Consider the following 13,853-nt stretch of genomic DNA (forward strand, 5'->3'; position numbering starts at 1 on the left):
GTGTCAATTGAGGCTATTGAATGCTGGCGCTGCTTGAACCTCCGAGGACGGCATAGCCCATTGTTGCGTTAGCCGTGCGACACCAAATCGAGACGGATTTGAACTCTGATAGATTAACCGAATCTGGAATGGGATAGCGCTGTTCACCCGTGACACTTTGCAGCGCACCCAAGTTTACAAAGCTACCAAAACTAGAGTAGCTACCCGGTGGAACTTCAGAAGTTTCTAGAACGACGTGTAGGTCAGGAGCCATATCGGTGGTGCTGAAGGCGGAATCTAACACGACATATCGTTGTCCGTCTTCTTCAATGATTTGGGCTGTCCCCGTGGTGGGTGCCTCTGCTGCAACAAAACTTCCAGCTAGGGCAACGATGGACTCACTTTGAGCAATTAAGCTTTCAGTTGCAGTGACCGATCCGAAGGTTCCATGAACAGGATTAGCAATGGTGGCAGCAGCAGCGGCAATTGAAAGTGCTGACGCTAAAACTGAAACCATGCCAAATTTCACAATTGAATGGCGCTTAATTGATTTGATCTTCATGCAGAAACCTCTCTTAGTTAGAATATTTTTGGAATGATCTGTTGTTTGGGCGATCGGACTAACCGTCAGGATGCACGGCAGAACTGAGAGTTGCCTGAGTTAGCCCTGAGAGTTCTCAGAAAAGAGCGTCAACAGGAAGTTCCTTTTCCTTGTAGATACAAGCAGCCTTGAGGTAACGCAAGACTTGAACGAAGTATCTGTGCTTAAGTCAGCTCTGTGGAAAAAGATGAAATCGAAGTTAAGGAAAAACTTATTTAATAGACTCCCTGCATGAATCATTTTTTGAAGCGTGAATGGGGCAAACTGAAGCCCCAGGTCGCCCACGACTTCATCCAGTCTCATGTTTTTACTGGTTGCTTTGGCTAAATCGTAGGCTAAACGAGTGACTCTGTCGACGCATTTCTAAAAGCTGCTGTGTATACACAACGCTTTTTCTTTGTCACCTGTAATGCCATATAGCAAGTAAGTTTGCTCTTAAAGTTCTCCTTATCTTCAAGTGAAAGATAGACCTAAGCAATAGGAATATTTGACAGAATGCCTAGAAGCTCTGGGTAAATTGATGAATGTAGAACCTCACCATCCCATTTCTATTCTGCGTCGTTGGAGAATGTCATCTCCGCACTTTGCAACCCTGGTTATGTTGGGGATTGTGGTGTTGTCAGGCGCAATTACGGTTGCCTGGTTTGCGGGAGAGGGTACGATTAGCACGCTTTTTCAGCAATTGGATCAGCTTCAGGCAAGCTCACCCATGTGGATTGAAGCGCCAATGATGGTTGGGAACTACCTGCTGTTTTGGACGGTAGCGCTGATGCTCGTCGTGATTGCTATCACCAAGATATCTCCACGACCGCGTACCTGGTCAAGAACAATTGTAGTAGGCGTTCTGTTAATTCTGGCTATCCGCTATTTGCTGTGGCGATCGCTCTCCACCCTCAACCTCAGCACACCTCTAAATGGAGTATTCAGCATCGGCTTATTTTTAATGGAGCTGATGCTGCTGAGCGGCGGCATTATTCAACTCATGTTGTTATTGCGAACTAACGATCGCCGTCCTGAAGCCAATCGCCTTTCGCAAGCGGTGATCAATAAGACCTATTTACCGACTGTTGATATCTTAATTCCTACCTATAACGAACCTAGCTTTATCCTGCGGCGCACGATAATTGGCTGTCAGGCGTTGAACTATGAGGCAAAAACGATTTATTTGCTCGATGATACTCGACGACCGGAAGTGGAGGCATTGGCAACAGAGTTAGGCTGTGAATATCGGACGCGCCCCAACAATCGCCATGCTAAAGCTGGGAGTCTGAATTATGCGATCGCCCACACCCGCGGCGAACTCATCGTGATCTTTGACGCTGACTTTGTACCTACCCGCAACTTCCTCACCCGCACGCTTGGCTTCTTTCAAGATCCTCAGGTGGCGCTGGTGCAAACCCCTCAAACCTTCTACAATCCTGACCCGATCGCCCGCAATCTTGGTTTAGAGAATACGCTTACGCCTGACGAGGAGGTGTTTTATCGCCAGATCCAGCCGATCCGGGATGGTGTGGGGGGTGTAATTTGTGCAGGAACATCCTTTGTGGTGCGGCGATCGGCATTAATCGCAACCGGATGCTTTGTCACGGAGTCGTTAAGTGAGGACTACTTTACCGGAATTCGATTAGCGGCAAGTGGCTATCGGGTTCTTTACTTGAATGAAAAGCTAAGTGCAGGACTGGCGGCTGAAAATATTGCAGTTCAGGCACTCCAGCGAACTCGCTGGGCACAGGGAACGTTGCAAGCCTTTTTCATCAAATCTAACCCACTCACAATTCCGGGGTTAAATCTGTTGCAACGATTGGCACATCTGGAAGGACTGCTGCACTGGTTCACCAGTCCGGCACGGGTTGGGTTGTTGTTTGTGCCTCTGGCTTATGCCTTTCTGGGTGTGATTCCGGTTCGAGCCACAGGAGCAGACGTGCTGTATTTCTTCATTCCCTTCTACCTGGTGCAAATTAGTACCTTCTCCTGGCTCAACTCACGATCGCGCTCCGCCGTGCTATCTGACGTTTATTCACTGGTGTTAGCGTTTCCGCTAGCAATTACCGTGTTTAAAGTCATGCTCAATCCCTTTGGCAAAGGTTTTAAGGTGACTCCCAAAGGAGGAGTAAGCGATTGCTTCTCCTTTAACTGGCAGCTAGCCTTTCCACTGATTGCCATGTTTTTGGTAACGGCAATCAGTTTGTGGATGAACCTGGGCACTTATCTGATCATGGGAACCTGGCAGCCCAGTATGCCCGTAGAAGTGGCGGAACAGCTGAAGGGGATCGGTTTAGGCTGGGTGTGGAGTGCTTACAATCTGCTGATGTTAAGCATTGCCCTGCTGATTTTGGTAGATGTGCCTCGCACTAGTCCCTATGAATGGTATAACTTGCGCCGCACCGCACGGATTCAAGTAGGTGAACAAATGCTTTGGGGATTCACCACTGCAATCTCAGAAATTGGAGCAGAGGTTGCATTAACTCAAACTAACCATTTAGCTATAAGTGAAGTAAAAACGTTACCTGTGCAAATAACTTTGATGGAAGAAGAATTAACCTTTCCGGGGCAAATTGCGCGGACTGATCTGAGCAATGAATATCCAATTGTGCAAGTTTCGTTTGAAGCTCTCACCCTGGATCAACAGCGAGGATTAGTAGAACTGTTATATTGCCGTCCGGGGCAGTGGAAGAGTCGCTGCTCTCCCGGAGAGTTAGAATCTCTGGGGTTGCTGCTTAAAATCCTGCTTAAACCGCGATTCCTATTTGACCGGCAGGCAAATGTTAGAGCGATCGCCGTTGCCCACGTTGATTGAGGTAAAAAATCTATGGAAACCACAGATTTAATTGTGACTGGCAGTGGTCAGAGTGCAATTCTCCTCGCGGCTGACTTTGCTGAAGACGGACGAAAGGTTATCTTATTTGAACGCGATGCACTGGGTGGAAGCTGCGTTAACTACAGCTGTATGCCTTCTTGCCCCAATACGTAACCCAATCGCACTTTCAAACTCATGTTGTTTAAGAGGTTTCAACCAATGAAATTTGCTCCATTAAGTATCCTTGCCAGTTTTCTTATCTTATCTGTAGGCTGTGCTGAACAAGCTGTTGAACAGCCTGTGAACGAGACGGCAAGTCCTTCTCCTAGCGCAGAGGTTACGGCTTCGACGGATGCACCTGCCGCGTCGGAGGCTTCCACAAAATCTGGTACCTTTGTGCCTGGAGAAGCCCCAACCAAAGGAATGGTTCAAGTTGTAACTGAAAATGGTGAACGTTATTTAGAGCTAGATGAATCCTTCAAAACCAGCGATCAAGGGCCAGACCTATTTGTAATTCTGCATCGTTCTGATGATGTGTTGGCAACGACTGAGCCACCTGCTTATCCCTTGCAAGAGGGGGATTATGTCATTCTGGCTCCGCTTGAGGAGTTTACTGGCGCTCAGCGCTACCTAATTCCTGAAGAGGTAAATCTAGACGATTACAAATCTGCTGCAATTTGGTGTCGCCAGTTTAACGCCACATTTGGGGTAGCTAAGTTTGAAGGTTAGAAACAGCGAGAATGAACTACCCCCGACGGACAGCCCTACAGCTTCACTGGAATTATTGTCGGGCAACAGGTGACATAGCTCCGGCTCATCGTACTGACTTTCAGCAGGGCATTCAAATTTGGCTACTCAGTGCCTTTGCCCTGGCGCATCTGCGAGTGTACAACATTTATCAGGTAAGAGTTTTAGGCTAATTACTCTTTCGCTACAGCAACGCTCACATCACCTCTTTTACTGCTCAGTTACATCATTATTTGGTTGCTAAATTTCTGTTTTAGCAGAGCGCGAAAGTTTTTCTTCTTAACAGGTTCTTGCAAAACCTCTGAAAGCGATCGCCACAGTTCGGCACCTGCTTCTCGAATGTAACAATCGTCATAACCTGCTTCTTTGGCGATCGCCCTATATTCCCTACCGTTCCAGGAATGATGGAATACCAATGTTTTGACCGAGGTTAATGTCCCTGGTGGTAAAATCCGTTCTACAATTTCCAAGGCTTCTTGGGAAGTCATAATTCAACCTCTAATTTTGATGGGATATGAGCTTGAGCTTTGGCTTCGATGAGAAGGTATCTTGCGGCTCAGGCAGGCACTCGTTGATATATATCTGCATCATTGGATTAAGACTGAAGTGAGCTCCCTGCCGCTGTAGCAACGATCGCCGATTGAGCGAATCTAGTCCCTCTAGCAAGTATGGTTGATTGCTTAATAGAGCAATATCCTTGCAGAACTGCGATATTGAGACTGGTGTCTGATGAAGAGCCAAATAACAAGCTAATTCTCGTTCTACTTCAGAGAGTCGATTGAACTGTTGGCTGAGTAGATCACGCAGATCGCCAAACAACAACTGCCCATGATTGAGATATCGAAGATAGTCAGAAATACGACCGTTGAAATAGTCTTGAATACAAACCACGACCACTTTTAACGCTAATGGATTTCCAGCAAACAGTTCAACAAGCGATCGCCACTCGTCTGTAGATCCAACTAGTTCACTGTGGTTGCCAAACATCTGTTGACATTCCAATAGTGATAAGCCGTTGAGTTGAAGCGATCGAATATAAGATTCTCGTTCAAGTCCAATCGCTCTTGGCTTTTCTCGGCTGGTGATGATTAAACAACTTTGGTGAGGAACTTCTGCAACAATTCGCAGCAATTCACCATAGGCTTCATATCCTGGGCGACAATAGCCTGCATACTGCCTGCCACACAAAACTGCATCAAAGTGATCAAACACTAATAAACAGCGGTGTTTCTGGAGCTGTTCGATTAGCATCCCTTTCAATTCTTCAATATGAGTTGGTAGTTGGAAATTTTCCTCCGTTCGTTTACTCAGACACTGAAGAATGCTGGTCAAAACGGTCGGAGTCGTCGGAATATGGTGAAGGCACCTCCAAATCACAAACTCAAACTCAGGCTGGGCTGCCTTCACTAGCATGGTTGCTAACGCCGTTTTTCCGACCCCTGCAATTCCTAAGACCTGCACGAATCGACAATGCTCAGTAATGACTGCTTGATTAAGCTGAGTGAACTCATGAACCCGCCCACAGAGGTGAGCTTCATCCACTGCTTCACTCCAATCCTGGTGCTTAACTGGAGAGACTACCTTTAAAGATGCTGTTGCGGGTGCGTTCACAGATGGCTGAACTTCAGCAGATTGGTGACATAAACCTGCATGAGCATAATCCCCCTCCTCAAGCTGGATCTGTAATATCCGAAAAATGAGTTGGAGCGATCGCTTGTCTACTCCGTTTTCGCCGTTAAGAATCTTTCTAACCGTTATCGGGTGAATGCCTTCAGGTTCACTCAATTGGACTCGCTCTGCGATTGTCCGAGGGCTTTGCCGCAATCGAGTTTGAATTTCTAGCTGCTTAATTTGTTCCTGTAGCTTTTGCAAACCCACAGTAGTCAAGACAAAACCACGGTATCTTTGAGGGCTACGCAGAGTTTTTGCCATTACGGATCTACCCCAAGCATTTCTAACAATTGTCGTTATCATGACTTGTTCTTCTTAGAAGAAGATTAATTTAGAAACAAATTACTTTCCGATTTTGGAAAAGCAAAAAATTGCATTAAGAAGTTGGGATAATAAGTCTTTTCAAGTTACCCTATTGAACTCTTACCCAGCCTTTTAACCAGTTCCTTTGCATGGGGAAAATGAGTTCACAAATTGTTCCTTTGGGGTAATGCGATCGCCTCTGGAACCGTCCTCCTAGTTCCCAAGCAATAACTTTTGCTTGTTTCGTTCCCTGACCTTCGTGAACAGATGTAGAACCCGGACCATTATCAGTAACCCGCAATACGTAATTATTTCCCTCCCGGAGGCACATTACATCTAAACGAGTCGTACCTATTGCGTGCTTCCCCACGTTCCACAACGCTTCCTGCAGGAATAGACATAATCCTCGTTTTTGTTTGACACTGAAATGATTACGCTTGAGAACTTCAAAATCGGGTGAAATATAGGTTTGAATTTCAGCGAAACCAGGAGCCTGTATCTCCAGGGTATAGTTGTAGACTTGATAAAGCAGTTCTGAAATTGGGGCTTGTAGATCTAGAATCAGGTTTCCTTTCAGATAAAGTCTGTCGCTGCGGGTTAACATCTCCTGCCGCATATGTTGAAAAATACTGCGTAGCTCCTCGTTCAGAGACTGTAATTGCTGCTGTAATTCTCCAGGTGAATTGCTCTCGTCCAAACTTCTGAGGACGACAGCCAAATGTTGTAATGGACCATTGTGAATGGCTTCATACATCCGTTCAACTGCAACGCGACGATACTCCAGTTCAAACCGTAGGTTACGCTCCAGAAAAGCTGTAACCAATCCGGCTCCATTCAGTGCCAGTCCCGCTGGAACTAAAGGAATCCACCATCCAAGGATTAAGGCAAAAAAGCTAATACCGATCAGGATAGCTGTGGCGACCACAAGGCTTAATACGCTTCTCCAGGGAGATTGCAGCAGGATTTCTAACATAATTCCTAGCAATCCCCAAGAGGCAATCCACAGATACTCCCAAGCATCAGCCCAAACTCGAAGCTGGGGCTGTCGCGTGAGTGCTATGTTAATGATCTGGTTTGCGGCATGAGCCTGTACCTCTACGCCATAGATGAGTTGAGTTGCTGGAATTAGTCTACTAATCAGGCGAGACGATAACGTTTCTCTCAAAGCAGAGGTAAAAAACACATCTTTGACGCTGGGAGCAGTCATTCCAATGATCACAATGCGATCGCGAATCCACTCCGGTGCAAAGTTTTGTTGTAGAACATCGGTTAATGAGAGCGTTTGAAAGAGGCTCTGGGCGGCACAAAAATTAAACAGTGCTTGATGACCCATTGTTTTAGCCCGAATGTAACCTCCAGAGCTAGCTTGAAATTGACTCAGCTCAGAGGCACCCAATTGAATTGATTTACTGGTGAAGTTTTCAGCTTGAAATGGAATATTTTGACTTGCAAGATACCTCTGCGCCAGCTGTAGTGCAAACGAATACAGCATTCCTTGCTCAGTTTGACTTGCCAAAACCATTCGGCGTAATTTGCCATCTTCATCGACGCTAACATCAACAAAACCAATTCGCTCTGATGGCAGCATAGAGGGTGGCTTAATGTTTAAACTTGGTTCTGGATTTAATGCCATCTCAACCCCAACCAGGTTTGAACTTTGAGCAAGCATCTGGGCAAGCGCGTCGTGCCCAGGCTGTACGGGCATATCTCGAAACAAACCTAGCCCAATCACAGCGGGGCTATAACGTTGTAGTGTCTTTAGCAAATCTACTAGTGTTTGATCGGGAATAGGGAAGCCTCCAACCCTATCAAGATCTGCTTCATCAATTCCCACAATCACAATGGAATGCTCCGCTGTTGAAGAGGGGCAGCGGCTTGATAGGGAATCGAATGCCATCCATTCTTGAATTTGTAATAGCCCAGTCCAGCGAATTAGCAGCATAAGGACGATGATCAGTAGCCCTGGCAAAGCAACTTCACACCAAACGATTGCCTGTTGTCTAAACTGTTGCCAGAGCGCAATCAACACATCAACTGATTAAACCTGCTTTTCGGGCTGCAATCTGAATCTGAATCCGTAAATCTTGATTAGGATGATCATAAACATTCAGAGCATCTTGAATTCTAAGCCAATAATTGCGAATGGTGCGATCGCTGATTCCCATCCGTTCTGCGATCGCTTTATCAGACAAACCCTCCTGATATTTGAGCATTAGAACTTCCAGCCATCGTCGGTCGAACTCTGGGCGCGATCGCACCTCTGAAGGTAAATAAATTGAACCTCGTAAGGCTAAATCTACATACTTCAACATCTCTCGAACCGGCAGGGATTTATCCAATGCTACAAAGCCACCTTCATAAATATGAATAGCAGGTTTAAGCCGTAGCAAAGGTTTCACATTAACACTCAACACCATAAGGTTAGGTGCTGGATCAGTACGCATGAGTAACTCTAGAAGTTGAAGCCCAACTTCAGTACTGGGAACAGTAGCAGGAGAGGCAGGTAAACCGAGATCAACTACAACAAACTCTGGGCAACATCGTTTGATGCACTGTTTTGCTTCTTGCTGACTTTTTGCCGTTAAAATCTCAACCGTTGGATACTTTGTCTGAAGCGCAGGAACTGTGCCCTCCAAAATAGCTTCGTGGTCATCAATAACCAGAAATCGACGTAGTGTTGGATTGGCGCTGCTTGACTGCATAGACAGAATAAAGGGTTGCTGGTGAGATATGGGAACAAGGAATGTGAGTCACTAAGCAGCAAAACCTAGAGAAGCAATCGCCCCCGTCTCATTCTCATCTTGGTAGTCTACTCTAACTGGTAACTTTAAAGCATAAGATAACGGTGAACTTAAGCATTATTTCAAGGCCTCAAAACAGGTCAGCGCAATACCATCTTCTTTGTTGAAGCGGGGTGTCCCTACAAATTTGCAATACCCCGCTTCAACGCCAGGAGTACAGCTTGAGTGCGATCGCTCACCCCTAATTTACTTAAGATATTGTTTACATGATATTTGACGGTGTTTTCTGCAATGTGCAAACTATCTGCAACATCTTGATTACTTTTGCCCTGTGCCATTAGTTGCAGCACTTCCCGTTCACGATCGCTCAACTGAGGATGGCTCAACCGTTCTGCGAGTTTTGCGCCGACTTCAGGCGGGATGTATTGTTTCCCCATATGAACCGTGCGAATTGCTTTGAGCAATTCATCCAGGGGAGCATCTTTAAGGATATAGCCCTTTGCCCCAGCTTGCAGTCCCCGATAGATATCTTCGTCAGTATCATAAGTTGTCAAGATGACAATGCGGGCATTAGGAGAATCTTGGCGAATCTTGGCAATTACCTCTACGCCGTTCATGTCGCCCAAACGTAAATCCATCAGGGTTACATCGGGTTGATGTTCATGGAATTGGGCGATCGCCTCAATGCCAGTGCTAGCTTCAGCTACCATTTCCATGCCTGATTCATACTTGACCATCAGCACTAAGCCATTACGAACAATAGGATGGTCATCAACAATCAAAATCCGAATCGGCGTAGAGGGTATCATGGTGACTCCAAAGGTACTTGAATGCAAATATTAGTGCCTTGTTCCAGTTGGCTCTGAATGGTCAAATTGCCGTTAATGCGATCGGCTCGTTCAGACATACTAATCAGTCCAAAACCACCCGTATCATTAGGAAATAAGAAGCCACGCCCATTGTCTTGAATACATAAACTGACCCATTCGGCCTCGTAGGTCAGCTTCACTTGAAGTTGAGTTGCACAGGCGTGTTTAAGCGTATTGGTAATAGCTTCTTGCCCGACCCGCAGCAAATTTTTACCAATTAGTGGAGAAAGTAGACGAGGGTCTCCTACAATCTGCATTTGAACTTGAATGTCAGTCCCTTGAGTCATTTGTTCAACGTATTGGGAGAGCTTTGTAGCTAGGTCGGCAAATTCTTCTGCTGTTGGATGCAATGCCCAAACTGACTGCCGGGCTTTGGATAGGGCTGTATTCGCAAGCTCCATGACGCGGTCGAGGATTTGTGACACCTCATCTGGGCTATGTTGAGCGATGCGTTTCGCTACACCCAGTTGAATCGAAATCGCTGTGAAAGCTTGAGCCAGCGTGTCATGGATCTCGCCTGCCCAACGGTTACGTTCTTGAGCGATCGCTGCCCGTTGAGCCTCTTCTGCCAGTCGAGTTAGCTCTAGAGCCAGTACCGCTTGGTTAGCCAGAGCGTGAGCGAGTTCAGCCTCCTCTGGAGTAAAGCAGTGGCGATCGCCAAATCGCAGCACCAGGATTCCCCGCAGCTCGTCATCTAAAAACATAGGAACTTTCAACGCCGCTTTAATCTGCCGCTGTTTAAAGTAATCTCGATACTGCTCGTAGGCAGGTTGAGTCTCAAAATCTTCCTCGTAATCTGCGACAATCTCACGTTTTCGCAAGTGAGCCAATATATCTTGATTCCGAATTTTCTTAGCCACTTCCAGACTGCCACCGGGATGAGATGCCTCTGATCGCAGTCTAATCCTGTCATCTTCGTAGGAGACAAACAGGCGAAAGATGCCCTCCTCATAGCGCCAAAGCCCTGCTTCTGAAGCTGCAAACCGTTTGGTACAAACCGTTAACAGATGTCCTAAAAACTTTTCTAACTCTGGTTCTTCTGCCAATTTTCGCAGTGAAGCTTGCAGAACTTTGTTTGCTTCACTAAGTTCTACAACTCGCTTTTGTGCGGCTTGCTCTTGCTCGTGGATAGATTCCTCCCGCTGCCTGTATTCGAGCACCTCTGCTTGCAGTGCAGCAGAGGCTGCTTCCAGATCTAAATTGTAGGGTGAGGTAAGCGATTGTGAGGAGGTGAGTTGCGATCGCAACATTGCATTCTCCGACTCCAGGGCAGCGATGCGTTCCTCAAGTTGAGCAATCTGTTGCTCCTGTTCTGAATGGGAGTTTGACACAGTTTTACAATAAACCTATTCACTTCTACTCTCACCTAACTGCCAATCTAGCCACAACCCTTCACTCGCCCATCGCAACCTAACAACTCAAAGACTAATCAAAAGTTGAGGATCAACCCATCCTTAAGAGTGGGTCAAACTTGGCGTTTTGAAAGGGCCACAATAATCCTACAAGCGGGTGACATGTAGCATCTGACTTTGTAAGCTTTCAGGAACTAGATCAATCGTTGTAGCCCAGGTTATGTAGATATTATCTAAACCCTAACGTAATGAGAAATACAGCAAAAACTGGTACAGCTTGCTTCTAGAATGGAGTACAAGACGAATGCAACCCCGTCTCCCCAATGCTTTAAGCAGGGTAGAATTAACTCATATTTTGATAGTTGGGCAAGGTGCGACAGTAGATGCAATCAAAATAGAACTTTGTCGGCAAGGCTATCAGGTTGATACGCTCGATAGCGATAAATTGACACTCCTCACTCCTCACAAGATGCATTCCGACCTTGTGATTTTAGATGGACGGCACTCAACCCTAGTGAGTCTTGATATTTGTCGTTACTTGCGGCAGTTAAGCCAAGTACCGATTATTTTATTAGCTTCTACTTATGAGCTGATTGACTCTAATGCTGGGTTTGAGGCTGGAGTTGATGACTGCATCTATCATCCATTTGAGATTGAAGAACTATTAACCAGGATTCGAGTACGCTTGCGCTATGTCCATAAGGAAAAACCACCTATTTTACAGTTTGACAAGTTGACCTTGAATTGTCAGAAACGCGAAGTGCATTGGAGCGACCAAGAGATCAGATTAACGTCTAAAGAATTTGACTTACTCAAATATCTAATGGTTCGCTATCAGCAGGTCGTTCCTCGATATGAATTGATGGAGCATCTTTGGGGATCGAAGTACAATGTATCTTCTAACGTGGTTGAAGCTTACATTTGCCGATTACGTTTCAAGTTAGAACAATATAGTCAGGATCGTCTAATTCAAACTGTGTATGGAGTCGGGTACAGGCTGTATTACGGAAATTGTCAGGACTGAGTATCAAATATTGCCTCTTTTTCATAAAAGTATCTTTCCTCTCCTTTCCTTCGTTAAGTAGCAGCGTTGCTTTATCCCCTGATGACTCTGCTCAATCAGATTCCCTCTGCAATTTACCTCATGTTCAACCGCTTCTTCCAGTTCTTCCTCAATCGCTCTGAGATAGCAGGTGTTTTCATCGGTTGCTACTCGTTGCAGGGAGGTACTGTGCGACCTCATAGGCTTGAGCGAAGAATGCTTTTGTGGCTTCCATGTCTCGCTTCTCGCTCAATCCCACATCCACCAAGGCTCAAATTGAGTACCCAGTTCTGACAGAGTCTGTTAATCAGATGACTCACTGAGTAGCGATGGCTGACCTATTGAAGCATCCAACCCGCAAATTGTTTTTCAACGGCTTTCAACGGATCGGCGATTGCAGAAAATACACTCTGAGAAACGAGATCGGGATAGACATCATCAATTTCTGTCTCAATTGCCTGCAAAGCAGCTTTAGCTACTTCGCTTGGAGCAATTTTTTCTGCAGGAATGGCTTCAGCCATTGCCGTATCCACCGGTCCAGGGAACACACCAATCACTTGCGTTCCCTGCTGTGCCAGTTCTGCGCGAATACCTTGGGTTAAGGAGTGGAGCGCGGCTTTGGAAGCACTGTAGCAGCTAAATACAGGTGCATTAGCAACGGCTACCACTGATATCATATCGACGATCGCACCGCCACCGTTGCGCTCTCAGACACAGGGTTGAGGCGGCTTAAGCCAGCATTGTAGAACCGACGTCGCCACAGCTTGTCGGCGGCTTTAGGGTCATCTTCGTGAATGCTGGTAGCAAAAATGTGGTCTTTGAATCGTTCAATCAATTCCCCGCATGTTGTTGCAGAAGAAGAGTTACTAGCTGCATCCAGGTAATCAGCCCATTCAAAGGTCTTCGCAGCCAATTTAGCGCCTACCATCTTTGCCTCAGCCTCGGCTTGTTTAAGCCCTTGATGGCTAGCATATATGCCCAACGGAATCCTTTGCTGATGATCCTTAGTTTTGATTGAGTCTGGTTTTGGCGGCAGCGTAGCTACCAGGCTAATGCGATCGCCCCGTAGCTGTAGGGCAACTCCCATTTTTGCTGCTTTCAATCTGGCATTGGCTTTTCGGACTTCCTCTTGAATGTTCATGTCCAATCGAAATAGAGACACAGAGACAACGTAGAGACGCAAATAGAGACAGGGTGTTTTTAGCCCAAAACCCAGTGATTACAATGGTTTAAAAGAATAAGAAGAAGAAAATAGAGACAACTTTTTCTTTTCTGCTCCATTTCCTTTGATCCGTAGTTCTGAAGCTTAACGGATTACAATCAGAGATTGGCTTAAGTTTGGCTTAAATTTAGGGCAGAAATTGAAAGAATTGGGTGCGATTTAGAAGATAGACACCCCTCCAAATCACACCCGAAACCCTTGACACTTATGAATTTTGGCGAAAGCTGGTGACAAGACTCGAACTTGCGACCGGCTGATTACAAATCAGCTGCTCTACCAACTGAGCTACACCAGCAATATGACTAATATATCAAATTGGGCGATCGCCTTCCAACAAAATCGCCCAAAATCGCCTTCCAATAAAAAAACCCAGCAGCCCCTTGCTGGGTTAGTTCAATCAACGTCACTTACAGTTATTAAGGTAACGGCTACCGATGGTCTAGCACCTCATTCCAACGGCTCACCTAGTTGGGTGATTTTCACCAATGTTGGATTTTGAGTTCCAAATTTGAGTAAACCGCTACAACTT

At 46.0% G+C, this 13,853-nt stretch carries 14 protein-coding genes, 1 tRNA gene and 1 pseudogene; 6 read left to right on the forward strand and 10 right to left on the reverse strand.

Features of this window, described 5'->3' with window-relative positions:
* Positions 1-13: 13 nt before the first annotated feature.
* Positions 14-541 carry a DM13 domain-containing protein gene (locus H6F88_RS26330; protein ID WP_190645779.1) on the reverse strand — a complete coding sequence of 176 codons (528 nt, stop codon included), beginning with the start codon at positions 539-541 and terminating at the stop codon, positions 14-16.
* Between the two features lie 607 nt (positions 542-1,148).
* Here H6F88_RS26330 and H6F88_RS26335 point away from each other — a divergent pair.
* The 4 genes and pseudogenes from H6F88_RS26335 (at position 1,149) to H6F88_RS26350 (ending at position 4,297) form a co-directional block, all read left to right on the forward strand.
* On the forward strand, positions 1,149-3,377 hold the full coding sequence (locus tag H6F88_RS26335; protein WP_347277750.1) for a glycosyltransferase: 2,229 nt from the start codon (positions 1,149-1,151) through the stop codon (positions 3,375-3,377).
* A gap of 12 nt (positions 3,378-3,389) precedes the next feature.
* Positions 3,390-3,536 (forward strand): annotated as a pseudogene (locus H6F88_RS26340) (dihydrolipoyl dehydrogenase); the annotation flags it as partial.
* Positions 3,537-3,596: 60 nt separating this feature from the next.
* On the forward strand, positions 3,597-4,106 hold the full coding sequence (locus H6F88_RS26345) for a DM13 domain-containing protein (RefSeq protein WP_190645780.1): 510 nt from the start codon (positions 3,597-3,599) through the stop codon (positions 4,104-4,106).
* 11 nt (positions 4,107-4,117) lie between these two features.
* Positions 4,118-4,297, forward strand: a complete 180-nt coding sequence (locus H6F88_RS26350; RefSeq protein ID WP_190645781.1) for a hypothetical protein — start codon at positions 4,118-4,120, stop codon at positions 4,295-4,297.
* A 48-nt stretch (positions 4,298-4,345) separates the two neighbouring features.
* Here the strand turns inward: H6F88_RS26350 and H6F88_RS26355 are convergent, their stop codons facing one another.
* From H6F88_RS26355 to H6F88_RS26380, 6 genes are all read right to left on the reverse strand, one after another.
* On the reverse strand, positions 4,346-4,612 hold the full coding sequence (locus H6F88_RS26355; RefSeq protein WP_190645782.1) for a hypothetical protein: 267 nt from the start codon (positions 4,610-4,612) through the stop codon (positions 4,346-4,348).
* Positions 4,613-4,622: 10 nt separating this feature from the next.
* Positions 4,623-6,056, reverse strand: coding sequence for an NB-ARC domain-containing protein (locus tag H6F88_RS26360; RefSeq protein WP_190645783.1), 1,434 nt, complete (start codon positions 6,054-6,056; stop codon positions 4,623-4,625).
* A gap of 151 nt (positions 6,057-6,207) precedes the next feature.
* Complete coding sequence (locus H6F88_RS26365; protein ID WP_190645784.1) at positions 6,208-8,127, reverse strand: CHASE2 domain-containing protein; 1,920 nt, start codon at positions 8,125-8,127, stop codon at positions 6,208-6,210.
* A gap of 1 nt (position 8,128) precedes the next feature.
* Positions 8,129-8,800 (reverse strand): response regulator transcription factor, encoded by a 672-nt coding sequence (locus H6F88_RS26370; RefSeq protein WP_190645785.1) that lies wholly within the window; start codon positions 8,798-8,800, stop codon positions 8,129-8,131.
* 218 nt (positions 8,801-9,018) lie between these two features.
* Complete coding sequence (locus H6F88_RS26375; RefSeq protein ID WP_190645786.1) at positions 9,019-9,648, reverse strand: response regulator transcription factor; 630 nt, start codon at positions 9,646-9,648, stop codon at positions 9,019-9,021.
* Positions 9,645-11,039 (reverse strand): GAF domain-containing sensor histidine kinase, encoded by a 1,395-nt coding sequence (locus H6F88_RS26380; protein WP_190645787.1) that lies wholly within the window; start codon positions 11,037-11,039, stop codon positions 9,645-9,647. The genes H6F88_RS26375 and H6F88_RS26380 overlap by 4 nt, the downstream gene beginning before the upstream one ends.
* 325 nt (positions 11,040-11,364) lie before the next feature.
* Between H6F88_RS26380 and H6F88_RS26385 the strand changes: the two genes are divergently transcribed.
* On the forward strand, positions 11,365-12,084 hold the full coding sequence (locus tag H6F88_RS26385; RefSeq protein WP_190645788.1) for a response regulator transcription factor: 720 nt from the start codon (positions 11,365-11,367) through the stop codon (positions 12,082-12,084).
* A 356-nt stretch (positions 12,085-12,440) separates the two neighbouring features.
* Here the strand turns inward: H6F88_RS26385 and H6F88_RS26390 are convergent, their stop codons facing one another.
* The 3 genes from H6F88_RS26390 to H6F88_RS26400 all read right to left on the reverse strand — a co-directional run bounded on the left by H6F88_RS26390 (position 12,441) and on the right by H6F88_RS26400 (position 13,619).
* Positions 12,441-12,779, reverse strand: coding sequence for an SDR family NAD(P)-dependent oxidoreductase (locus H6F88_RS26390; protein ID WP_190645789.1), 339 nt, complete (start codon positions 12,777-12,779; stop codon positions 12,441-12,443).
* Positions 12,776-13,264 carry a hypothetical protein gene (locus H6F88_RS26395; protein WP_206756468.1) on the reverse strand — a complete coding sequence of 163 codons (489 nt, stop codon included), beginning with the start codon at positions 13,262-13,264 and terminating at the stop codon, positions 12,776-12,778. Before H6F88_RS26395 ends, H6F88_RS26390 begins: the two co-directional genes overlap by 4 nt.
* Positions 13,265-13,546: 282 nt before the next feature.
* A tRNA-Thr gene (locus H6F88_RS26400) sits at positions 13,547-13,619 on the reverse strand.
* A gap of 3 nt (positions 13,620-13,622) precedes the next feature.
* Between H6F88_RS26400 and H6F88_RS26405 the strand changes: the two genes are divergently transcribed.
* On the forward strand, positions 13,623-13,823 hold the full coding sequence (locus tag H6F88_RS26405; RefSeq protein WP_190645791.1) for a hypothetical protein: 201 nt from the start codon (positions 13,623-13,625) through the stop codon (positions 13,821-13,823).
* Positions 13,824-13,853 lie beyond the last annotated feature (30 nt).

The organism is Oculatella sp. FACHB-28 (genome assembly GCF_014696015.1).
GTDB lineage: Bacteria > Cyanobacteriota > Cyanobacteriia > Elainellales > Elainellaceae > JAAUTN01.